This window comes from Patescibacteria group bacterium (genome assembly GCA_041674405.1).
In the GTDB taxonomy this organism is placed as follows: domain Bacteria; phylum Patescibacteriota; class UBA1384; order XYA2-FULL-43-10; family XYA2-FULL-43-10; genus JBAYVT01.
Window position 1 is genome coordinate 147446 of record JBAYVT010000001.1, and the last position, 25267, is coordinate 172712.

Genomic DNA, 25267 nt, shown 5'->3' on the forward strand with positions numbered 1-25267 from the left:
CAGAATCCTAATAAGGTATAATGAAGCCATGCAACAAAAAACGAAAAAAGATACTATTGAAGAACGCAATGGCGGATTCGCCTGTGCGCATTGTAAGAAATGGGTAAATTTTTCTGACACGATCGGAACACATCATAGAAATCATTGCCCCTATTGCCTCTGGTCCCTGCACGTTGACGACAAAGTTTCCGGCGACCGCAAGGCAGACTGCCATAGTAGCATGGAGCCGATTGGATTGACGCTCAAAGAGGAAGGAATCGACAAATACGGGAACAAGAAACAGGGTGATGTGATGATTATTCATCAGTGTAAAAAATGTAGCAAAATTTCAATCAACCGCATCGCCGCCGATGATGGCAATGAAAAAATATTAGATCTATTGAACTATAAAATTGATTCTAAAACAAAAAAAGATCTCAGGGACTCTTCTATTGTTGTACTCAATCAATCAAATTATCCAGAAATTAAAACAGCTCTAATCGGTAAGAACATTTGAGGGAGTTTCTTCTAGGTGTTTGATGTCGTTAATAGTCTTTATGGAAATTTTTTTGTTTTCATCAATCAGTACGACACTAATGCTGGTATTGGCAATTTCTGTAAGCTTGCTGCCAATTTCTTGATCAATGTAACAAAATAAATTCTTGAGCCAAATCCCGTGTGTTACAGCTAAAATTGTTTTATCCGAATAATCATTTGCGATCATCTTAATAAATTTCTTGACACGTATAAGCACGTCAGTGTCATTTTCGCCTCCCTCTGGGCAAAAATCTTCCTTAGACAGGCCCGAACTTAATCTCGCCTCCTCACGCAGCACCGACAATTTACCTTCAAATATTCCGCTTCCTTTCTCTCGAAGCAAAGGCTCGTAAATAACCGGAAGGTCTGAGTGATATTTCAAAATTTCTTTAATAGTATCTTTGGTCCTTTTTAGATCGCTACAAAAAGCGATGTCAAAGTGTTGGTCTTTTAATCTCTCTCCAACTTTTCTCGCTTGTTCGGCTCCGATTTCGGAAAGTGGGTTATGGGAATGTCCCTGAACAATTTTTTGGTCATTGTAGCCAGTATGTCCATGGCGGACAAATACGAGATTAATCATTGAGTTCCTTAATATATTTCACCAGCCAAAAGGTTTCGTCTGATTTGTTAGTAATTTTGCGATCGCTCAAAAATTTAAACCCGTTTTTTAGATAGAAGGCCCGTGTTCTATTATATGGTTCCCAATCTTCTTTGTCAGATAACGTTTCCACAGTAATCTTTTTGACTTCCAGATTTCGCGCTGCCTTCTCAACCTTTTCAAGTAATTGCCCACCTACTCCCTTACGATGAGAATTCAAGTTGACACCTAGCCAGGTAATTTTAATATCCCCCTCCTCGGATGAAAAAGTAATAAATCCAACAATTTTGCCATCATTTTCGGCAGCAAAACCATGATGCAATTTTAGATCAAGCGGAATTTCGTTCGAGATTGCATAATCATCAAACCAACCGGGATTTAGGGATTTTACAACCTTCATTACTCCGTCATGGTCGATTAGCTCAATCGGCCTAATTTTTATAGTCATTTATTTAATCCTCGAGATTCCGATCCAAATTTTCTCACCGTCGATACAGAATTCTTCTGAACCTTCCGGGTTTTCGATTTTTCCGTCAGTGCTTTCTTTCGCTAGTACTTCTTTGGCAATAATTTCCGACATTGATTTCATCACTTTTTTCAATACCTCTCCCGATGTAGCGTAATTTACAACTATCCTGTTCTCAACTTCAAACCCGGACTTTTTGCGTAGCGATTGGATGTTGCGGATGAGTTCCCTGGCAACACCTTCGGTTTTTAATTCGTCAGTTAATACCGTATCAAGCTCGACGCCTGTCTCCCCTACTCCGGAATTCTTATCTCCTTCGTCAATATGAATATCTCGTGCGTCGACATAAACTACTTTTTTCACATTTACTTCTTCAGCAATGATTGTTTCCAAATCTTCAGACAATTTTTTACCGGAATATTTTAGAAGAGCTAAAGGCTGGCGAACTTTTATTCCCGCTTCCGATCTTTTGGCTAAGCCAGCTTCAACAATCTGCCGTGTTTCTGCCATCTCATCCAGAACAGAAAGATCAAATTCTTCCGGTGCGGGGAAATCGGCCAAGTGTACCGATTCCGGATCACTTTCTTGCTTTAGGCCCTGATACACGGTTTCGGCGAACATCGGAGTAAACGGCGCCAAGAGTTTCGATAAGCCGATCAAAACTTCATACAAAGTATGATATGCCGATTCTTTATCGCTGTCAGACTCCGATTTCCAAAATCTGCGGCGTGAGCGGCGGACATACCAAGTAGAAAGTTCGTTTATAAAATCAAGAATCGTATTTGCCGGTCTGTAGGTATCATAGTTATCCAATGATTCGGTGATGGTTTCGGTAAGTTCGTTAAACTTCGCAAGGATCCATTTGTCTAGAATGTTTGTAGCTTCTGTTTTTCCGCTCGGCTTCCAACCGTCGATTGATGCGTACATAGAAAAGAATGAATAAACATTCCAAAGCGTGATAAATAGGTTGCGGGAAACAGACAAAACTTCTTTTTCTGAAAAAAGCTTCGGCTCACCGGGCTGATTCACAGAATAAAGGAAGAAGCGGACGACATCGGCGCCAACTTTCTCAAATTCAGCCATCGGCTCGACAATGTTTCCCTTCGACTTCGACATTTTTTGCCCTTTTTCGTCTAGAATATGTCCTGTCGAGATAACATTTTTAAAACAAGAATTATTTTTTACAATCGTCGAGATCGCGAGAAGCGTGTAAAACCAGCCTCGGGTTTGATCGATCGCTTCGCAAATGAAATCAGCCGGGTACTGCTCAGCAAAGAGTTCGCTGTTTTCGAATGGATAGTGATATTGGGCGTATGGCATGGAGCCGGAATCGAACCAGACATCCATCACTTCTGGAGTTCGTTTCATCGTTCCGCCGCATTTGCAGGTGAATTCAACCTCATCAACAAATGGTTTGTGAGGATCGAAGGCAGTACCGTCAGAATTTAGATAAAATTTATGAGATAATTCATGATCAGGGCGTTCGTGTTGGAAGTATCCAGAATAATCCAAGTTCCCTAAAATCATGTTCAATGCACCATTAATGGCCCCGTGTGCAACAATAACGATTGTCTTACCAGGATATTCTTTTCCAATCTTGGCTAAAAATTCTTTGACCCTTTCTACAACATCAGCTCTCGTTTCCCCCGTGGTGCCAAGCTTAAAATTAAATCTTTGTTCAGGAATTTTCTCAGTCACCAAATAATCTTGAAAATCTTTCCTGTCAAGTCTTTGTTCGGGTGTAAGCTCATTCCATTCGCCGGAGTCCAGCTCAATGATTCTGTCGTCGAATATCAATTCCGCATCTACATGTTTCTTAACGATTTCTGCGGATTGCTTTGCTCTCAACACCGGAGAAGATATTATTATGTCAACTTTGTCCTTTATTTTTTTTGCGGTTGTTTCCACCTGAGTCACACCCTTCTCTGTAAGAGGCCATTTATCAAGCGCTTTTGAATCAATATCAAGAATGTTTCTCTCCGTTTCACCGTGTCGGACAAAGATCAATTTCGTTACCTTAGTATTGCTCTCGTTGAAATCCATAAAATTGCCAACGACTTTTTTCTCGTCACACTTGTCGCAAGTCCAGACCGGGAGCGGCGTCCCCCAATATCTGTCACGGGAAATTGCCCAGTCATTGATATTTTCGAGCCAATTGCCAAAACGGCCGTGCTTTAAGTAGGCTGGGTTCCAGTTGATTGTCTCATTATTTTCAAGAAGCTCATCTCGAAGTTTCGACATCGCGATATACCAAGAATCCTTGGCAAAGTAGAGAAGCGGTGAGTCACAACGCCAGCAGAACGGATAATCATGGGCGAACATCTCTTTTTTAAATAATATTCCACGTTTTTCAAGATCGAGTTTCACTTCTTTGTCGGCGTCTTTGACAAAGCTTCCTTTGCCAGCGCCGGCAAGCTCCGTCCCCTTTTCATCAACGGTCTTTAAAACCTTGATGCCGTTCTTGCGAAAACCAAATTCGTAATCATCCTCACCAAATGCCGGGGCAATGTGGACGATGCCGGTGCCGTCTGAATCGGTGACAAAATCGGCGACAATCAGCTTGTAAACTTTCTCTCCACCTTCAGAAAATTTATCTCCGTCCGGATAAATCGCTTCGTAATCCGGTTTGTCGGTGAAAGATGGGGCAGCAATTTCCGAACCGGTCAGCTCTTTAATGACATTTGCACCAGGCAAAACGGCATCGAGACGGCTTTGCGCAAGTATATACTTCTCTCCGTCTTTTTCTGCCAAAACGTATTTGATATTCGGGCCAAATGCTAGAGCGGCGTTGCCTGCGAGCGTCCAAGGCGTTGTCGTCCAGACAAGAAAATACGCATCTTCATGATTTGATTTAACCTTGATATAGACTGATTCCTCTTCAACATTCTTGTATCCCTGGGCAACCTCATGAGAAGATAACGCCGTACCGCAGCGCGGGCAATATGGCACGACTTTGTGGCCCCTGTAAAGCAAACCTCGTTTTTCAGCTTCGGATATCACCCACCAGATCGATTCGATATATTTGGAATCGTAGGTGACATATGGATCTTTCATATCGAGCCAGTAGGCCATGCGCTCGGTCATCTTTTCCCACTCGGATTTGTAAACAAAAACCGACTCTTTGCAAAGTTTATTGAATTTGGCAACCGAAGCATTTTTGTCGCCCGGAACGATATTCTCGATATCGCCCTTGCCAGAAATACCGAGCTCCTTCTCCACCTGAAGCTCTACCGGAAGCCCTTGCGTGTCCCAGCCTGCTTTGCGTCGGACATTGTAGCCTTGCATAGTTTTATATCGGTTGAAAAGATCTTTGAATGCGCGGTTTAGAACATGATGAATACCAGGCTTGCCGTTGGCTGTCGGCGGTCCTTCATAGAATACAAAATTGCCTTTCGGGCTATCCTTCCCAAGGCTCTTCTCAAATGTTTTATCCTCTCGCCAAAATTCGAGAATTTTCTTCTCTTCTTCCGGTAAATTAAGTTTTGGATCAACCTTTTTGAACATAAAATGTCCTTAATTTGAAATTTTAACACTGATCTATCACACTGATTAACACTGATATTAAAAAAGACCTAACACTATTATAGCGAAAGGCCAATCTTTTTAGTATGTGTTGAACTTTTCACTTTATGCTTTCAACTTTATACTGAACCGATTGAGGTACCAACCTAATCATTCTTAATTTTGGCAATTACGCTTGCCATACGGGAAGTTCTATTCACCCTTAGGGTTTTCTTCTCCCAGCTCGTCCGTTGATTGCGGACTTATGCGCTTTTTTCTTATAAATTATATATAGCACATCGCTCAGATATATTCAATGAGCTATTGACATAACCAATTATTTATGTTACCCTAAGATAAAGAAAATCGACTGCTAGGGGGTCTTACCATGTCCAAAGCTAGTCGTATCGTTTGCGGGATCATCGCATGTCTGCTCCTCTACCCGACTTATCGGGTCGGAGCGGTTGCCCTGGATTCAATGTACCGTTACTCGCTACTGAGCGAGCTCGACCTGATGAAGATGCCGCAGGTCGACAGATTCATCCTGGAGATGCAGTACGGGTGGCCTTTCCTCGTGGCCCTGGCCCTTTTCGTAGGAGTCCTGACCTTGGCGTACAAGGCTCTCTCACGTTATTAGGGGTTTGAGTCAGATGAATTGGCCACAAGAGCTCGGGCGCCCCACTAGTTGGGGCGTTCTTGCTTTATTATAATCATTTGGGTCCATTGTGATATTATTATTGAAGAGTTAATAGGAAGATGTGGAAATGAATCAAGAAATCTATTTGAAAATCGGAGTTGTGGTTCTAAACGAAAATGACGAAATTCTTTTGATCAAGGAGAAAGTTGATGAAGAATCAGAACCGGCGCTCAACATCATAAAAGGGACTTTTGATAAACCTCACGAAAGTATTATCGATTGCGCCAAGCGAGAATGCTTGGAGGAAGCGGGGCTTGAGGTAGAGTTTCTAGGAGTCTTGAATATATTGACCATGCAGTCTCGCGGAAAACTCAAAATCCAGTTTAATTTTGTTGCCAGAGCAAACACCGACAAGGTTTCCCTGCCAAAAGAAAGAGGCCTCCACATTGAAGGAGAAAATATCATTGGAGAATCTTGGTTTACCAACGATCAGATTGCAGATCTAGAACCCAAAGATTTTGTTGCAGATTACACGCTACGCATTATCCGAGAATGGATAGAAAATGGTAAAGTATATTCCCTAAATATTTTGGAAGACCAATTTTAAATTATTGCAAATACTTAATTGCAATTTCCGCGACTTTGTTTGCTTTCATACCATGTTTATATTTTGACTCAAGGAATTCGATCAACTTTTTTTGCTTCTCGTAACCTTCTTCGCGATGACTTGGTAAAAATTCGCTAAATTCATAGTTCATCACAAATGTCAGCGCCTCTTTAAAATCGTTAAAACTCTCGTAAGGCAATCCGGCTTTTTTGAACTCCGGAGCAATCAGCTTATGTGTATAAAAATGTAATATTTCGTGAATAATATTCGAATTTGGATCCGGGCGGCCGAAACATACAAAAAAGTAACCTTGGCCGGTATTATATCCGCAACAAACATTGAATGTTAAAAAAGCGGTCAAATTGTCCTGCGTTTCATTGGTTTCGAAGAATTCATCAGCTTTTTTAAAAAAAGGTTTTTCAATTTTTCGCCAATTATTTTCAATCGACTTAGTTTTTTCTGCAATATAGTCTCGTTGGTTCTCAGCATTTTGAGCAAAATATTTTGTCACATCTCTCTCATTATCAGGATCAAAACCAGACTCTTTAATTATGTAATAATTCTTCGGCTTTTCATTCGAGAGGTGATTTATCGATCCAAGCGTAGAAAAATAATTTCCGATTTCTCTCTTTGTTGAATATTTGAAAATTATCATTCTATACCTCGATGTACTCTTTAAATTTTTCGAGGATGTCTGACAATTTATCTTTTTCAAGATCAATTCGATAACCAGGGCGACTGTTTAATTCATCCAGAAGGTCATAGAACTCTTCCTCACCCAAAACTTTCAGCCCCAAGGCATCAATTTCTTTGTCTAGTATTTTATTAGCGTCAGCAACATTCTCTTCATCAGTCAAGATTTCGGCCTCAAAATAATGTCCCCAATCAGGGACTTCAACAACTGCAAATTCGACTCCACGATACTCGTAGTCATATTTTGTGTTCGCCATAAGGACATATTTTGTAAATCCGAGGATTTTTAGAAATTCGATAAAATCAGTGAATTTTTTGGTCTCAAATTCAAAATTATATTCTTTTCTGGCATCTTTGCCACTCCATTTGCCATATTTGCATGCTAACTCTGCTTGGCCATTTGTGATACGGATTTTAAGATCGACCGGATCATCTTTCACTTCGCGAATACTTTTTATGCTTGCGCTTTTTATCATCGAAAAGCGTTTTTTCTTGCCTAAAAAAGTGCCTTCCTTGGAGAGAAAAGAATTTAAATGCTCAAACTTTTCCGCGGTCAGTAGCCCGCGATGCTCGACTTCCATCTGCGACATATTATTCCTTATGGCCAAATTTAAAAAGTAGTATTATTATTTTACTATGGAAAACAAACTAATTACCAGTCTAAATAAATTTTACAGTTTAGATATTACTCGGATTGTTGCCAAAGCTAAGGGCGGATTTTTGAGTGATAATATGATTGTGGCAAACAAAGACCAAAAATTCTTTCTACGCAAATACCGTGACAAATATTCCAGTGATGATATTGCAAGTATACACAAAAGTAAGCAATTTTTCTTCGAACATGGCATTCCCATAATCATGCCGATTAAAACCGTAAATGGAGACACATTCGTTGAAATTACTGGTAAATTTTATGGATTATTTCCATTTATCGAAGAAAAAGATATTAACCGAAACAAGCTAAACGACGACGTTTTAATATCAATCGCTCAGATGCAAGCGAAAATGCATCTTTTGAGTAAAGATGGAACGCCAAAAGTTACTGTAGAATCGAAAAATGTTTGGGATAAAAAAAAATCTTTACAAATGGCAAAGGAATTTGGAAAAATCATTTCACAGAAAAAATTATTAAATGGATTTGATCGCTTAGCAAGGAAATTTATTAGGCTAAAGAAGAAAATAATTGAAGAAAATAAATTAAAGTTTGAAGATTTGAACATCAGGTCAGATCACCTGGTTCATGGTGATTTCCATGCCGGTAATCTGTTTTATGACGATAACGATACGGTAAAATATGTATTCGATCTCGAAAAAACGATTTTCGCGCCACGGGCATTTGAGCTTGTTAGGTCAATCATATTTATATGTTTCAGTAAGGGCTTTGAAAAGGGCATGGAAAAAGCCGGTTTGTATTTGAAAGCTTATCACAAAATATATCCGATCTCGGATTCAGAATTTCGGGCAGGATTTCTCATGAGATATCTTGATATGGCTCATTCTTTCTGGATCGAAGAGCATCATTATCTAAAGAAGTACTACAAAACAGATGTTTTATACCGAGACGATTTTATAAAACTAGAATATTTTTCCCGTGATATCAAGGGCGTGATTCGGAGAATATTAAAAAACGCGAAATAGCGAAATAGCTAAATCACGATATTTACAATTTTTCCAGGTACGACGATTACTTTTTTAATCTCTTTGCCAGTAATAAATGCGCTGACTTTTTCACTATTTTTAGCAGCTTCCTCGAGGGCAGTTTTTTCAATATCTTTATCTACTTCGATGACATCGCGAAGTTTGCCATTGACCTGAATGGCAATTTTGATCTTATCGTCGCCTTTCAAGCTTTCATCAAATTTCGGCCAAGCTGAATTTGAAACCAAACCCTCGTTGCCGAGCTTTTCCCATAATTCTTCGGCCAAATGAGGAGCAGCCGGTGCTAGAAGCTGGCAGAATACACCAAATGATTTTTTACTAATTTCTTTCTCGGCCGACATAAGATTGTTGAAAGTCATAAGTTTGGCAACATAAGTATTCAAGTTGAATCGCTCAAGATCGTTCTCAACAGCAAAGACTAATTTATTTACAGCAACTGCAAGATTATCACTATCAACTTTACCAGAGACTTTGTCCGAGTTTTCCCAAACTTTATTAAGAAATCTTGAAACGCCAGATAAGCCGTCCATGTTCCAGGCGGATTCTTTATCATACGGCCCGATGAACATAATGTAGGTGCGAAGCGCATCGGCACCATAGCGCTTCACAACATCATCCGGATTGACCACATTCCCCCGCGATTTGCTCATTTTTTGGTTGTCCGCGCCAAGTATGATCCCGTGAGCGATTCGTTTGTTATATGGCTCAAGCGTTGGCACTTTGCCAAGATCATATAGAAATTTGTGCCAAAAACGCGAATACAAAAGGTGCAAAGTTGTATGTTCGTTGCCGCCATTGTAAAGATCAACCGGCATCCAATATTTCAATTCTTTGACTGATGCTGAGAAAATGTCTTCGCTTGATTCATAATTCTTGATTCTTGATTCTTGATTCATTGCGTAAGCGATGAAGTACCACGATGATCCCGCCCAGTTTGGCATCGTATCGGTCTCGCGCTTGGCGGGGCCGCCGCACTTCGGGCAGGTTGTATTTACCCAGTCGGTAATTGCGGCAAGCGGGGACTCACCGGTATCGGTCGGCTCATACTTTTCAACCTCCGGTAAAGTAAGTGGTAAATCTTTCTCATCCATCGGCACAGTCCCGCACTTCTCGCAGTGGATGATAGGGATCGGCTCGCCCCAGTAGTGCTGGCGGGAAAATATCCAGTCACGAAGCTTGAAATTGACTGCGAAATCCCCGGCACCCATTTCCTTGAGCTTCTCGGTTATTTTCTTTTTACCTTCTTCTGATGTTAACCCATCAAACTCTTTGGAATTGGCAAGAACGCCATATTCCTCAAATGAATGTGCTGGATTATGAAAGCGGTCACGGACAATTTCATGCTCTATCGGCAGGACATATCCTTTGATATTCTCAATTTCATCCCAATCCGCCCAGAACGGTTCGCTTTCCTCTGCCTCTTCTTTGGATAACGGCTCCTGCTCCTCATCAAGCAACTCGAAAGCCAAAGGATAATATGTAGCTTTTCTATTCACATTTTTGTGAGTTGCATGGAAATGGACTTCCATCGGGCCGCCTAAGTTTCGAACGAATTTGACGTTCTTGTAACCGGTTTCTTCTAAAATCTCGCGCTTGGCGGTATCAACGATTGATTCACCTGGCTCAATGCCGCCGATAACCAACCCGATCCAAGGAAACTTCTTCCACTTAAGGGCTAGAACTTTGTTATTTTTGGGATTTATTACCACGGCATAAACCTGCTTTCGCTCGACTGTCTCTACGCCATCGATTGGCGGATCATTTTTATCAATTAGTTTAGGAATGATAACTTCCTTGATTGGAATATTGTATTTTTCGGCAAATTCAAAATCCCTCTGGTCGTGCGCAGGCACCGCCATCACGGCACCGGTTCCATAGGTTGCGAGAACATAATCAGCAATCCACACAGAAACTTCCTCGCCGTTTATCGGATTTATAGCTTTAATTCCTTTTAATTCCACTCCAGTCTTGTCTTTGGCAAGCTCAGTCCTGTCCATATCTGACTTTTTCTTCGCATTTTCAATATAGTTTTCCACATCTTTGACATTTGATATTTGATCTTTGATTTTGTCAACGAGTTCGTGTTCCGGCGCTAATACTATATATGTCACGCCGAAAAGCGTATCCGCGCGAGTAGTGTAGACCTTGATAATATTATCATTTAAGGATTCCAGAAACTTGGCTCTTTCAAGATCATTTTTTCCGGCTCTGCGTTCTTTTTGGGCGGTAATCTTATAACAATTTGCCAGCCATTTTGCATCGGGAACTAAAAATTCATGCCCGTCCAGTTCTTTTATAGTATCTCCCAGATCATGATCAAGTGTCCCAATCTCAATGTTGAAATCATCAGTACGAAAGACGCAAACCTGAAATTTTCCGTTGTCCTTATCTTCAATTTTACTGTAACCAAGTTCAGAAAAGATTTTTTTGCTTTCATCAAAATCTTTGGCCAAAACTCCCAAATCAACATCTGCAGGATTTTCAAAAATATTTCCGCAATATCCAGCAACTGCAAAAGTACCATTAACCCAGAGTTTGATATTGCGCTTTTTAAATTCTGAATTGATCCTATCAATCGCTTCAAGCATTTTATTTGTTTTGTCAGAAATATTGGCATTCCCAAGATCAACTTTTTCTGAAGTTTGCTCCGCTTCGGTTGAAATGACAATTTTAAAATCAATTTCCGTTCCCTCGGATCGGCCAATCCAGTTTATCTGCTGGGTTTTGATATTCTCAAGATAATCAACGGTATCGAGATCCTTGATCAATCTATCTGCATAGGCTGTGATACGGAGCATCCATTGCTTCTGTTTGCGTTTTTCTGTCTGCGCGCCGCAGCGTTCACAATTTCCGCCGATCACCTCTTCGTTGGCGAGGATGATTTTGCATGATGGGCACCAGTTAACTGGCATCTCGGCCTGAAATGCCAAGCGTGGAGTTTCTTTGTCGTCATCGGCAACTTCGACAAGCTTGCCGTTGACAATCGCGTGCTTATAGAACTGCATGAATATCCACTGCGTCCATTTATAATAATTGGGATCAGTAGTATTGACCTCGCGACCCCAATCGAAGGAATAGCCAAGCGATTTCATCTGCTTTTTGAAGGTCGCAATACTTAGTGTGGTAACGTCTCTTGGTTTTGTCTTGGTTTTAATTGCGTAATTCTCTGTCGGCAGACCAAATGCGTCCCAACCCATTGGAAAAAGAACATTGTAGCCTTGCATCCTTTTCATACGCGTAAACGCATCCGAGGCGGTGTAACCCATGCAGTGTCCAACGTGCAATCCTGATCCGGAAGGATAAGGGAACTCCATGAGGGAGTAGAACTTCGGCTTATCGGAAAAATCAATGGACTGGCCGTATTTCGCCTCTTCCCAGGCCTTCTGCCATTTAGATTCAATTTTTTCAAAATCGTATTTTGCCATAATCAAAATTTAGCACGATCAATCTAATTAATCAACGCTGATAGTATATCTATGGTAGGCGACAAAAAAGTACTTCTTGTTGGTAATCTTTCGTTTCTGCAATTATTTTTCCCTCCGTTGAAAATAAGTAACCACCTCCCGGAAAATCATCATCCATATTTCGTCCAGACTGAGTCGCGACAGCAATATTGATTTTATTTTCTCTGGCATAATTTCCAATTTTTGTAATGCAATTATTTTTCCACCACAAATAGCCCTTCTCCCAGTTACGATTTTCTCGATCGCCATACAAATCAGGAGATGCGCACTCAAACACTACTTTGCAACCCTTGGTTGCATATTCTTTATATAATTCTGGCAAATCAATATCAGCACAAATTGTAATGCCGAACCTTACTCCACCCAAATCAAAAATTGGTGATTCAACTCCAGAAGAAAAAATCTTCTCCTCTCCGCTTTGGACATTATGCTTACGGTAAACACCTACGATTTTCCCATTTTGAGCAAAAATTTGGGTAATGTGATATCCGGAATTGTCTTTTTCTCCTATTCCAAACAAAATTGCAATATCCTTGCTTGCTCCAACAACTTTCTTTACAGGTTTGCTCTCTAATTCCAGACATGTATCGATATAATTATTTTCTGTAAAATAACCCGTTAGACTCATTTCCGGGAACACGGCTACATCCGCCTTTGCTTTTGCTGCAAAAGAAATATAATCGGACATTCTCTCCGAATTAATTTTGATTTCACCCTTTGCTGAGGGCATTTGAACCAAAGCTATTTTCATTGTTTATTCGTTAAATATTTAACAAGTTTTTCTTTTGCAAATGTTGGATAAAGATTTGGGGTTTTTGAAATGTCGTCGAAATCCATCCAGTGAATATAGTATTGATTATTTGAATCAGTCAACATTTTTCGCGGTTCGTTGAGTTTCGGTTTTCCGCTGAATTTATCAATCAAGAAAAAGTAGCTGGTTCTACCAATATCATTTCCATTCTTTTCAACATATCCCTCAAACAAAAGTTTTCCAGTTTCAGCATCAATACCGAGTTCTTCTTTCAATTCGCGCTTCGCTGTTTGCTCGAGACTTTCTCCTTCCTCGACTCCACCGCCGGGAAAGCTAAAATATTCTTCTCCATCCTTGATCCTACGAAACAGGAGAATTTTATTATCTTTCAATATAATCCCGCACGCTCTTTGGGTTATCCTAAAATTCATAAACGTCTGTTTAATATTTAGTTGAACAATGATATTTTATCATGCACATTAGCTGCATGACTAATAATTTTCTAGTTAATTCTTGATATTAGAAATCTTATCGAAATCCATCCAATGGATATAGTGCTAGTTGTTAGAATCACTCAGCATTTTCCCAGAATTACAAAATATTGAGGAGAATTATTTTCGAAAATTTTAAGTATTTTCCAACCCGTCGGGCGAATTAGTTGCTCTAATTCACTCGGTGACAGATAGAGATATTCAAACCAGGGACCCGTGATGTCATCATATCGTACTCTCAATTTTACCTCTCCGGAAAGTTTGCCCTTTTTTAGGTTACAATTAAAATATGATCGATAGGCTGGATCATAAATCTTGTCCGGATTTGAACTCTCGGCAATAATAATAGCATTGTCACTTCCAGCACCATGGAGTCGTCTAAGAATTTCAGGGGCTTTTATTTGATTTTGCAATAGGCCCAAGTTATTACCCATTAACAAAAAGGTGTCATACTTCAAATCTAACGAATCATTTATGTTCTCAATTTGACCGATTAATGATTTCTTTATACCTTGCATCTTGCACACCCTGATAGCGAGCGGAGAAGGGTCCATAGCTGTGACGTCTAATCCTTTTTCTTGTAAGTACAGGGCGTGTCTACCTGGTCCACACCCAATATCTAAAATCTTACCTTTGGCAAAGCCAACTGCAATAATCTCATTTTTGCTCCATTGTTCTGATTTTATAAAATAAAAATTTCCCGCAGATACTTCCGTTAAGCCATCATCTCTTTCGATTAGGAGAACATTGTCTTTGCCATTAAAACAATCCCAAATCTGTCTCCCAAAGGCATCATTATTTCTTTTTGCCTTCATGTTTAAAAACCAGTAATATATTTGTAGCATACACTTCAATATTAACTATAATTTGAGCAAAAACACAATTGATGATTCTCTAAATCATGAAGGAATCCTGATGGCTCAGCATATTAGTTGCATAACTATCCTTAAATAAAAACAGTTTGCAAGAGTATCAACTCATCAAATTGTGGAAGGAAATAATGGTAGAAGGAAAATTTTATTTTTCACATGAACATGAGCAGCATACAGGCTTTACAGACAGTGAAGGAAATGATTGGGATGTACCTGGGCGGCTGGAGAAAATTGTCTCATGGATTGCCAGAAGGTATGGAGAAAATTATTTAAATGTTCTGCAAGAAATAAACGAGTCTGATTTTATTGATATAATTCGGCGGGTTCACGAAGCCGAAATGATAGAGGAACTGAAACAAACTAGCCTAAGAGCAAAGGATGGCGAAGCCCTAATTACGTCATTTGACTCAGATAAGGAAACGAGCGTTACTCCTGTTTCGAGACATACATATAAAAGCGCACTTGCTGCGGTAAAATGCTCTCTTTCAGCAGCCGAAATGTTGAAAAGCTCTCGGTCAAACCTTGCTGTCGCCTTATCACGCCCTCCAGGACATCACGCTGGGAAAAATTATTATCATGGTTTTTGTTACATGAACAATATTGCTGTCGCAGCCGAATCTTTAAAAGAGGATGGAGAAAGAGTAGCAATTCTGGATATTGACGCTCATCATGGCGACGGAACTCAACAAATCTTCCAAGATGACTCAAGCGTATTTTACTCTTCGCTTCACGCTGATCCAAATCTGGTGCTTCCGCATACCGGAAAGTCTGACGAGATCGGTAATGACGGAAGTATTTTGAATCTCCCTTATTCAATTGGTATCTCGACAGAAGAATATTTGACCTTGCTGAATTTTTCGCTTAAACATATCCAAATGTTTGACCCGCAATATCTGTTAATATCGGCTGGATTTGATACCCACAAACGCGAATTTGAATCGATGGGCTTGCCACCAGTTACGCAGCTTGATTCACCCGACTACGAGGAGATAGGGCGGATGATTGGATCATTGTCTTTGCCAACTGGGGTGGTTCTTGAAGGGGGTTACAACCAAACTGCGTTGAGCGAAGCTTTGATGAATTTTACTATTGGCCTGGAGAACAGCTTAAAAACCAAGCCATGCTTTGACTTTTTTGCTCTAAAGTGAGTATTATTTTGCTATGTATAATGTTAAGCTACTACATGATTTTTTTGTGTTTCAGTCTCAAAAAAATCCCAATCAAATTGCCGTCGTTGATTTCAAAAAATCCTATACCTATAAAGAAATCGAAACAAGCGCTAATCGCCTTGCTTTTGAATTGACCAGTCACTCCCCTGCGCTTCAACAGGATAAAATCGGATTTTTTACAGATCGTTCGGTTGATTCGATAATTATTATGCTTGGCATATTAAAATCAGGCCATGCTTTTGTTCCTATCGATCCCAACCTACCAGCAAAGCGCATCGAATATATTTGCGATAAAGCCACGATTAAAACTATCGTTTCAGGAAACACAGAATATTATTCAAGCAAAAAACAAACAATTATTCACCTTCGGTCGATCATAACCGTCAAAGATTTCAAGTATAAAGAAATAAAAATTCCAGACGATAGAATTGCATATTGTCTATTTACATCAGGATCAACGGGGAGACCTAAGGGGGCGCTGATCAAACACTCCGGTATTGTACAATCTATTAAAAACTTTAAAAAGGCATATCATTTTGATAAAAACAGCAAGGTACTTCAATTTGCTAGCCTATCGTATGATGCGTCCCTATCAGAGATTTTCCCAACTTTTGCTGCCGGTGGAACTATTTATATTCCGCCCAGAGAAGTGATTTTAGATATTGATAAGTTATCATCATACATTATCGAGTCAGGTATAACAGCAGCAATATTTCCGCCTACTGTTATCGGGCACCTTAACAAAGATTCTCTTTCTTCACTCTCAACTTTAGTGTCCGCAGGCGAAGAATGCCCTGCTGATTTAGCAAATAGAATGTATGAATTGGTTCCACATTTTATTAACGCATACGGACCCACAGAAGCTTCAGTAGGAGTTACCACCTTTGAACTAGACCGGAAAATAAAAAATGCAGTTCCTATTGGCAAAGCTTTACCTGGATACAAGATTTATATATTAAACAAGGTTGGTCAAAGAGTCTCTATTGGCCAAATTGGCGAACTCTGTATAGGCGGCGTTGGAGTTTTTGCCGGTTATATCGGGGATAGCGCAAAAACTCACGAAGTTTTAATCCCTAATCCTTTTGGCGTCGGTTATCTGTATAAGACCGGCGATCTTGTAAAACAAGATGCGAATGGGCAAATTTATTATGTTGGAAGGAATGACTTTCAAATAAAATTACATAGCATTAGGATGAGCCCGGAAGAAATCGAAAGAGAAATTAAGAAGCTGCCAAAAATCAATGAATGCGTGGTTGTTGATGGATGTCTTGAAAGTAACAAGGAACACAAATTGGTCTGTTATTTTACTGCCTCAGAAGATTTAAATTTAACAGTAACACGAGATATCCTTCGTTCCAAGTTGCAACCACATATGATTCCCCAGGTTTTCATCCATATTCCTTCAATGCCTCTGACCCCAAGCGGAAAAATCGACCGACATGCACTTCAAATAAAACCCGTCAGAATAAAAACTGAGACAGATACTCTTAACGACAGCGTAATTTCTGACTCTCCAATAGCACGCATATGGAAAGATATTTTGGGCACGAACTCCGTGTCTCTTGAAGACAACTTTTTTGAATTAGGCGGATCATCTATCTCCGCCATGCGGATCGTCTCGAAGATTAATAAAAATACAGACTTTCATGCAAACATAAATTTAATTTTTGAATATCCTGTTTTTAATGATTTCGTTCGCGCCCTAGAAAAAGAAGCTTCAGAGACAGAAAAAGAACATGATAAGACATTTGCAGACCAAAAGTTAACAGACCCAGAAAAGTTATTTTGGGCCGCCAACTATACTTCCAAGAAACCGGAAGCATATACACTAACTGAAGTGTTTGAACTTAATGGACAAATAAATACAAACAGACTTCAAAGAAGTTTCGAGTTTCTAATTAGTCAATTTCCTAAATTACGCACCAATTTCAGATTTAGGTTCGATAAAATTGAAAAAGTGATTAAAAATGAAAAATCATATCCGTTCTGTCTCCGTGATTATTCAAATCTGGATATCTCCAGAGCAAGAAAAAAGGCCAGGCAAACCCAGGAACATATTGCCAACATTCCCATGGATCTGGAAAAAGACTGGCTCTTTGTAGCCTATTATTTGAAATTGTCTGAAGTAGAAGGACTGCTGATCTTCCATGCCCATCACATTGTTATGGACGCCAGAGCAATGGAAATTATATCTAAAAAATTTTGGGATTATTATGAACACCATCAAGATTACAAGTTGGTGGAAAATATTAATTCTATGCATTCACAACCTACAGATGATGAAAAAACCTTTTGGAAAGAATATTTGTCCCGAGCAGATGATAATTTGACTTCATTGCCATATGACAATCCCAAGAATGAAACAACAGAAAACAATGGAAAGACTATTATACATCCATTACCTTTGCGATTGGCCCGAGAAGGATCCAAAACTGCTACGGCTCTAGGCATTACCCCTTTCTCTCTTTTTCGAAATATTTTTTCCTTACTCCTTCATCGTCTTTCAAATCAGGTTAATTTAACTGTTGGCACGGCTGTCAGCCTGCGAGATGACAACAGTGAAAATGATATTGGTGTTTTCTTAAATACATTACCTATCCGGTCAACTTTGCGGAGCGGAGAACCAATAGAAAAATATCTAGTAAGACAAAATAAGGAATTTATACATTGCTTTAAACACAGGAACCTTTCACTACCTCATATTCTCAAACTAATTCAGAATGACTGCAAAAAAGACTCTCAGCCCCTATTTAATGTAATGTTTGATTATATTGCTGAAGAAGGCACTTCTAAGGTAATCGGTTTGCAAGTAAAACGTCAAAGGGCCTTTCCGGCAACTGCACTTTTTGATCTTACCCTCACGGTCAAAGAATTAAATTGCGGTTTTGAATTGCTGTGGGAATATAACACCAATCTATTTAACGAGAAAACTCTTCGAAAATTTATGAATTGGTATGAAAATATCTTTCATAACTCAATCAATGATCTAAAACAAAATGCTTCTAAGATCGATTTTTTAACACAAAAAGAAAAACAGTTACTAGAAGATTTCAATTCTACTGATATAACGATTCCCAATTCTTGTTTTATCCAAGAATTTGAAAAGAATATCAGTAAATTTTCTGATAAGATTGCGGCTACCAGTGGTGACAAAACCATAGATTACAAAACTCTCAATCAAAAAGCAAATATTTTAGCAAGGAAGCTCCTGGAACATAAAATCGGCATTAATGATAAAATTGGCGTTTTAATGCCCAGAGGCATTGATCTGATCATCTCAATTCTTGCGATATGGAAAGTACGAGCCGTTTATGTTCCTCTTGAACCGGATTTTCCAGATGATAGGATCCGGCAAATGTCAATGCAAGCAAATCTTTCATGTATAATTTCCAAAAATGAATATAGCAGAGAGAGGGTGATCACTGAGGTGCCTTTTTTGCATTTTGATAGCGTGCAAAAAAAGAAGGAAGCAGATATGGAAAATTTAAATATCCGCGGATCGATGAATGATCTTGTATATGTTATTTTTACCTCTGGATCGACAGGCAAACCCAAGGGGGTGATGATAGAACAGTTGGGGATGGTTAATCATTGCAATGAAATGATTAAATTTTTTCACCTTAAAGAAAATACCATTATGGCACAAACAGCCTCTCATTGTTTTGATATCTCTATATGGCAATTAGTTGCCCCTTTGCTAATTGGAGGCAAAATTATAATCTACTCGAAAGATCATCAGCTGAATCTAAAGGCACTCTTTGAGTCAATTATTGAAGATAAAATCACGATCGCTGAACTTGTTCCTTCGTATCTATTTGCTCTACTTGAACATATCAATCATCATGTCAATAACAATAGGCTTAATGATCTTTGCCACATGCTGACAACCGGCGAGGCTGCTTCTAATAAACTTGTTGAGAGTTGGTACGCTATTTATCCTGAAATCCCCCTTACCAATGCCTATGGGCCAGCGGAAGCATCTGATGACACCAATCTGTACACTTTGACAAAACAAGAAGCCATTCCCAATACGCCTATTCCCGTTGGTAAACCAATAGGAAATGTCAAGATTTACATTCTTGACTCATTTTTAAATAGGTGCCCTATCGGCATAAAAGGTGAAATTTATATCTCTGGAATTGCAGTCGGAAAAGGGTATATAAATGATCATGAAAAGACTAAGGCAGCATTTCTCACCAACCCTTTCTCTGGCAACAAAGAACGGATGTATAAAACAGGAGACATTGGAAGCTGGAATAGCGATGGAACTATCAACTTTTATGGTCGCACTGATTTTCAAGTAAAAATCAGAGGATATAGAATAGAGCTTGAAGAGATCGAGAACCAAATTGAAGATATCCCTTATGTCAGTCAGGCTGTAATTATTGTAAAAAACTTTGGTAACTCGAAGCAGTTATATGCATTCATTACTGGTCAGGGGCAGATCGAAGAGAATCCCATACGAAGTTCGCTTCAAGCCAAACTTCCGGCCTACATGATTCCCCAAAGAATAATTCAGTTGAATGAAATACCGCTAAATCATAATGGCAAGGCAGACCGAAAGTTATTATCTAAAATTGATATTGCTAATCACCAAGAGAAGCTTGATAAAGTTTTGTCTGAGAAACAACAAATTTTGCTTGAGACCTGGAAATCAATATTTAAAGATAACGAAATTACCATAAATGACAATTTTTTTGACCTCGGAGGAGACTCAATTTCCAGCATACAGATAATCTCAAGATTGTTATCTCAGGGCTACGAGCTAGATATTGAAAATTTTTTTGCACACCCGACAATATGCCAACTCGCCTCTTTTGTGATTAAAAAACAATACATTGGATCGATCCCCATTTCGGAAAAACCATTCTTTCTCACTCCAATTCAAAAATCTTTTCTAGAAAAGTCGCTCGGTAATCCAAATTGGTATAACCAGTGTGTAGTAATTGAAGGCAAGAAATGGAATACAGAGAAATTAAAAGAATCGCTTTTACACACACTTAAAGCGCATCCGGCATTTTCATTACGTTTTAATAATTTCGAACAGCAATATATAAAGTCTGTTGATTTTTCCAAATACATCTTTGAGTACTCGGCTGATGAACTTAACGATGAGCAGATTCTTTCAAACATGAATAAGATGATTAATATTAAAGAGGGTCCGATTATCGTGGCTACAATTTCAGATAAAGGAAACTCGGAATTTAAATTATTTATAGTGGCTCATCATTTGATAATAGACGCTTTTTCATGGAGCATATTCATAGACGATCTAGAAAAAAACTATCATAACGCCCTACTAGAAAATAATCATAACCAGAAAAGTCTCGGCTCAAATTTGCATGAATGGGCTACATACCTAGAAAAAAGATCTTTTAAGAAGATTGTTTCAAGCAGATTGCCATATTGGGAAAAAATTCTAAAAGACAATAAGATACCGATTTCATCTTCAATTCCGCAAAAAAACAACGGAAATCATCGAATAATTTCCTTAGGAGCAAATGCAAATTTTTCAAAAAAAATTGCTGACTTCATAGCAAACAATAGCTCACTAAAGCTAGAACATTTAGTTATATCAATTTTAACACGAGCTCTCTGTAAATGGCTCGCATCTGACGAAATTGCCGTTATGCTTGAACGGCATGGGCGCAGCCATGTTCCTAATAATTTCAATATTAGTCGAACAATTGGCTGGTTTACAGTCATTCATCCTTTTCTGGTTAAATTAAATATGGACGGAAATATAGCCCAAGCACATGCAATCGCTAAAGATCTTGAGAATTTGAAAGATGATGGAATTAGTTATGGCCTTCTGAAATATAGGGGCAGCATGAATAATCCGCTCAAAAAAATTCCAGAACCTGATATTGCGATAAACTTTCTTGGGGAGATGTGTAGGGCGAATTCAAACGGTTATTTTTCCAATTACAAGCTTATTCCAGACCAAACAGTTGATCCGCGACGCCAGTTAGAATATAAATTGGAAATAAATACTTATCTGGTAGAAGGCCGATTGGTTATTGAGTGTACCTATGACCAAGAATGCTTTCCGATATCTTTGATGAATCAATTGGTGGAGGAAATTGAAATAAACATCAAAAATCTGAGTGCCGAAATTGACAGTTCTAAAAGAGATAAAAAAATTGAGATGCCAACTTCCAGTTTTAGCAATGAGAGGTTGTCAGAAATTCAAAATAGGTTAGCCGGGACGATTAGCAATGGGTAAAATTAATTCTATAAAAATTGAAGCTGCCTATCCGTTATCCCCTGTTCAAAAAGGTATATTATTCCAATCAATTGCGAGCCCACAAGCACAGTTGTATGTGGAACAAATGGCAGTTAAAATCACAGGCAAACTAAATATTAGAGCATTTAAAGAGTCGTGGCGGCTATTGGTACAAAACAACCCTATTTTTCGTACCTTATTTGATTACAGAAACGGAAACGAACCACTCCAATTTGTAATTGATAATTTAAATGTGAACTTTATCTATAAGGATTTATCTAATTTAACTTCCAGAGAATTTGAAAGTTGTTGGCTGAATTATCAGACAAAGGACCGCTCGAGAGGCTTTGAACTCGAATTAAGAGCTCCCTACCGTTTGGCGATTTTTAAGATAAACGATTCAAACTTCCGATTTTTATTCAGTTATCATCACATATTACTTGACGGTGGCTCAATTCCAATCATCATACATGACATTGCTTACTACTACTCAGAAATTGTTGCTGGCAGGACCCCCAAAACCATCATGAATAAAACCTATAAAGAATATGTAATTTGGTTGTCAGGGCAAAATCAAAAGACCGCAAAAAAATTTTGGGAAGAATATTGTCAGAACTTTAGAGTGAACTTTAACAAAAAGGGAACCGAACTGAAAACAACTCTAAGTTCATCCAAATCTCTAACATTCGACCATAATATTTGTGACAGACTAAAAGTTATTAGTCGAACTAATAGCTTAACCCTGGCAAGTATATTAACTGGAATATGGGGTATTGTATATTGCTCATTTTGTAATCGTGATGAAACAATTCTTGGCATTCCAACTTCCGTTCAGCCACTAGATAAATCAGGGGGCGATTTTATCGGTGTATGCATAAATACCATTCCGCTAAAAGTCAGGCTTACTAATGTATCGTATTTAAAAGTGATTAGAAGAGTTCAGGAAGATTGGTATAAAACAAATCAATATAACCATTTGCCTTTAGGTGAAATTAAAAAATTATTTTCAGGTTACGATCTTAACGATCCTTTTGACTCTATCTTTGCTTTTTCATCACACAAACAGGATAACCATATTTTTAAAGGAGTGAACTGGGAATTACTAGACCACCTGGAATCAACACCATACCCTATCTCTACCGATCTTGTTTGGTCGGATAGTTCAATGCTATTAAAAATTACCTATCGGCCCGAGTTTTATAGCAGCGAAGAGATTGAAATTTTATTAGAAGACTTCAAGAAAAAACTAAATAATTTTTTGAATAATCCGGAAGAAAGTGTTGTGATTTACAAAATAAAGCGTCAAAATCTCTTACCCCAGTCAAAAAAGTATGACGATTCTGGGGTCAAACTCAAATATAATCCGATGATCTTGAATACATTAATCGGAGTTTGGAAAAATCTTTTTCCAGGTAATATCATCGATACTGATAGTAATTTTTTTGAACTCGGAGGAGATTCAATCACCTCGTTACGGTTAGTATCAAAACTTTTAACCCTTGGTATTAAAATAACTCCTCAAGACATTTTTGAATATCAAACTCCTGGAAAAATAGCCAGTAAAATATTCTCTGACCGCCTTAAGCCAGGCAAAAAAGCTGATATCAAAACAAAGAATAAAAAAACAATTCCGAAAGCAGTGATGGATTTTACTACGAGTCTATATGGTAGTCAGCTAGAAAAAGTACTTCCGGTTTCAAATGTGCAGAAAGGACTTCTCGAATCAGGCCAGAAAGAAGATCTATTTCATGACCAATCAACTTTTACTTACACGGGCAATCTGGATCACATGATTTTTGAATCGGCCTGGAACAATGTCATAAAACGGAATAGTTCACTCCGTGCATTCTTCTGTAAAGTTGAAAGAAATTGGTATCAATGCACTATTAAACATTCACACATTAGACTTGACTACATCGATATCTCTCAGAAGTCGACAAAAAATAAGGATACTTTTATCAAAAAAGCGATTCATGACGATCGCCTTAAATCTTTTTCTGTTGAAAATGGGCCATTGATTCGCATCTCTCTTTTTAAATTAGATAAAAAAGAATTTAAATTTTTTCTCCGATTTCATGTGCTTATAATGGATGGGTGGTGCTTTGCTTTTGTTTTAAAAGAGATTATGGACGAGTATGACGCACTGATGCGGAAGACTGAGTTCCATCCCGTAAAAAGGCCTTCATATGAGAAATATATCGAATGGCTAAGCACCAAAGATATATCAGAGGCAAAAAAATACTGGACAAAATACCTAAGCGGGACTAAGTCAGCCTTATCAATTCCGCGAGAAGTGACCAAAGATAATTCATTATCATATGATGTCAAAATGAACCTGATTGATCTGCCTGATCAGCTATTGATAAGGCTCGGCACCTTGGCAGCTAAACATAAGGTAACATTAAATACTTTATTTCAGACAGCCTGGGCTATTAATTTATGCCGCTTTAGACAGACAAAAGAGGTTGTGATAGGAATAACTGTCTCTCAGCGCCCAGCTGGTTTGAAAGGCTCGGAGGAAATTATTGGACTATTTTTTAATGATATTCCCTTAAGGTTTCAATTCAAAAATAACTATAATTTTTGGAAAGCAGCAAAAGCAATACAAAAAGATTTTCAAAACAGTAATGATTATCAATATCTGTCAGCCTACGAGGTTAAAAGAGAATTGGGGCTGAAACAAACTGAAGACTTATTCCAGACACTACTTGTATATGAAAATTACCCCAAACAGCAAGAAGATGCCCTAAAATCAAAACAGCAAAATTATTTTGTAAATACAGGTTATTGGCGAAGAGAGATGTCTGATATCGATCTAACAGTATATATTGAAACACGCACAAGCAACGGACACATAAAAGGGTGTTATCTCGACAAGCTAATATCTGACGATACAGCTTCGTCTGTCCTTAATGGTTTTTTAGCTGAGTTAAATAAAATTAAATAACATGATTAATATCGAAGTTTTAATAATAAGCTGGTCAGAGTCATACGCCCAACAAATTGACTCTGTTCAACTTCATTGTACAGATGAAGAAAAAGAGAGAGGAAAAAAATTTAAAAAAGAAACTGACAGGGCAGCTTACTTGCTTTGGTGCTCGTATATTAGAGAAGCCTGCTCTAAAATGATTGGGATATCACCTGCTTTGATTTCAATTTCTAGGGATAATTATGGCCGACCATTTTTAACCGACTACTCGAATAAAATTGATTTTAATATATCACATAGCGGATCAAAACTCGCAATTGGTATAAGTACCGACGGTAAAATAGGTGTTGACTTGGAAAAAATTATTCCGATAGACATTAGGGAAATTCAGAAATTTTTCACCCGCGAGGAAATGTCATATATTGATCATTCCAGAACCAATAAAACTCAGCGACTTTTTCAAGTCTGGACATCAATAGAGGCCTATTCAAAATTACTGGGTATCGGCCTTGATAAACAGATTAAAAAACGTATTTTTACACTATTAAATAAAGATCAGGCATTAATACAACATGCCGGATCGCCTATCTTCGTTAACTCTTTCAAGTGCAATAAATATATACTCTCAGTTGCTAGCAAAAATAGAAATTTTAAGGTAAATCTAAACAAAATTGACTTGGGCTGATTG

At 38.5% G+C, this 25267-nt stretch carries 16 protein-coding genes; 7 read left to right on the forward strand and 9 right to left on the reverse strand.

Annotated features, from left to right (window positions below; translation table 11 throughout):
• Positions 1-28: 28 nt before the first annotated feature.
• Positions 29-496 (forward strand): RNHCP domain-containing protein, encoded by a 468-nt coding sequence (locus WC080_00895; protein ID MFA7243833.1) that lies wholly within the window; start codon positions 29-31, stop codon positions 494-496.
• On the opposite strand, the gene WC080_00900 is transcribed toward WC080_00895, so the two are convergent.
• The 3 genes from WC080_00900 to WC080_00910 are packed head-to-tail and all read right to left on the reverse strand — an operon-like array spanning position 476 to position 5084.
• Positions 476-1096, reverse strand: a complete 621-nt coding sequence (locus tag WC080_00900) for a histidine phosphatase family protein (GenBank protein MFA7243834.1) — start codon at positions 1094-1096, stop codon at positions 476-478. The two genes, WC080_00895 and WC080_00900, sit on opposite strands and share 21 nt — an antisense overlap.
• Entirely contained in the window at positions 1089-1562 is a 474-nt protein-coding gene (locus tag WC080_00905; protein MFA7243835.1) for a GNAT family N-acetyltransferase, read from the reverse strand. Before WC080_00905 ends, WC080_00900 begins: the two co-directional genes overlap by 8 nt.
• Positions 1563-5084, reverse strand: a complete 3522-nt coding sequence (locus WC080_00910; protein MFA7243836.1) for a class I tRNA ligase family protein — start codon at positions 5082-5084, stop codon at positions 1563-1565.
• Positions 5085-5845: 761 nt separating this feature from the next.
• On the opposite strand from WC080_00910, the gene WC080_00915 reads away from it, so the two are divergent.
• Positions 5846-6325 carry an NUDIX hydrolase gene (locus WC080_00915; GenBank protein ID MFA7243837.1) on the forward strand — a complete coding sequence of 160 codons (480 nt, stop codon included), beginning with the start codon at positions 5846-5848 and terminating at the stop codon, positions 6323-6325.
• Between the two features lies 1 nt (position 6326).
• On the opposite strand, the gene WC080_00920 is transcribed toward WC080_00915, so the two are convergent.
• Positions 6327-6980, reverse strand: a complete 654-nt coding sequence (locus tag WC080_00920) for a hypothetical protein (GenBank protein MFA7243838.1) — start codon at positions 6978-6980, stop codon at positions 6327-6329.
• A 1-nt stretch (position 6981) separates the two neighbouring features.
• Positions 6982-7608 (reverse strand): CYTH domain-containing protein, encoded by a 627-nt coding sequence (locus WC080_00925; GenBank protein ID MFA7243839.1) that lies wholly within the window; start codon positions 7606-7608, stop codon positions 6982-6984.
• 46 nt (positions 7609-7654) lie between these two features.
• Here WC080_00925 and WC080_00930 point away from each other — a divergent pair, with 46 nt between their 5' ends.
• On the forward strand, positions 7655-8656 hold the full coding sequence (locus WC080_00930; protein MFA7243840.1) for a phosphotransferase: 1002 nt from the start codon (positions 7655-7657) through the stop codon (positions 8654-8656).
• 8 nt (positions 8657-8664) lie between these two features.
• Here WC080_00930 and WC080_00935 read toward each other — a convergent pair whose 3' ends face one another.
• The 4 genes from WC080_00935 to WC080_00950 form a co-directional block, all read right to left on the reverse strand.
• The gene (locus tag WC080_00935; protein ID MFA7243841.1) at positions 8665-12102 is read right to left on the reverse strand and encodes a class I tRNA ligase family protein; all 3438 of its coding nucleotides are present in this window, start codon (positions 12100-12102) and stop codon (positions 8665-8667) included.
• Between the two features lie 49 nt (positions 12103-12151).
• Positions 12152-12892: a carbon-nitrogen hydrolase family protein gene (locus WC080_00940; protein ID MFA7243842.1), complete on the reverse strand. Its 741-nt coding sequence runs from the start codon at positions 12890-12892 to the stop codon at positions 12152-12154.
• Positions 12889-13323 carry an NUDIX domain-containing protein gene (locus tag WC080_00945; protein ID MFA7243843.1) on the reverse strand — a complete coding sequence of 145 codons (435 nt, stop codon included), beginning with the start codon at positions 13321-13323 and terminating at the stop codon, positions 12889-12891. Before WC080_00945 ends, WC080_00940 begins: the two co-directional genes overlap by 4 nt.
• Positions 13324-13466: 143 nt before the next feature.
• Positions 13467-14198, reverse strand: coding sequence for a methyltransferase domain-containing protein (locus WC080_00950; GenBank protein ID MFA7243844.1), 732 nt, complete (start codon positions 14196-14198; stop codon positions 13467-13469).
• Positions 14199-14383: 185 nt separating this feature from the next.
• Here WC080_00950 and WC080_00955 point away from each other — a divergent pair, with 185 nt between their 5' ends.
• Genes WC080_00955 through WC080_00970 form a run of 4 tightly spaced genes read left to right on the forward strand, consistent with a single transcriptional unit; the run spans position 14384 to position 25264 of the window.
• Positions 14384-15403 (forward strand): histone deacetylase family protein, encoded by a 1020-nt coding sequence (locus WC080_00955; GenBank protein MFA7243845.1) that lies wholly within the window; start codon positions 14384-14386, stop codon positions 15401-15403.
• A 13-nt stretch (positions 15404-15416) separates the two neighbouring features.
• Entirely contained in the window at positions 15417-21650 is a 6234-nt protein-coding gene (locus WC080_00960; GenBank protein ID MFA7243846.1) for an amino acid adenylation domain-containing protein, read from the forward strand.
• A complete protein-coding gene (locus tag WC080_00965) occupies positions 21643-24597 on the forward strand; it encodes a condensation domain-containing protein (GenBank protein ID MFA7243847.1) in 2955 nt (984 codons plus the stop codon). The genes WC080_00960 and WC080_00965 overlap by 8 nt, the downstream gene beginning before the upstream one ends.
• A gap of 1 nt (position 24598) precedes the next feature.
• Positions 24599-25264, forward strand: a complete 666-nt coding sequence (locus WC080_00970; protein MFA7243848.1) for a 4'-phosphopantetheinyl transferase superfamily protein — start codon at positions 24599-24601, stop codon at positions 25262-25264.
• Positions 25265-25267: the final 3 nt, after the last annotated feature.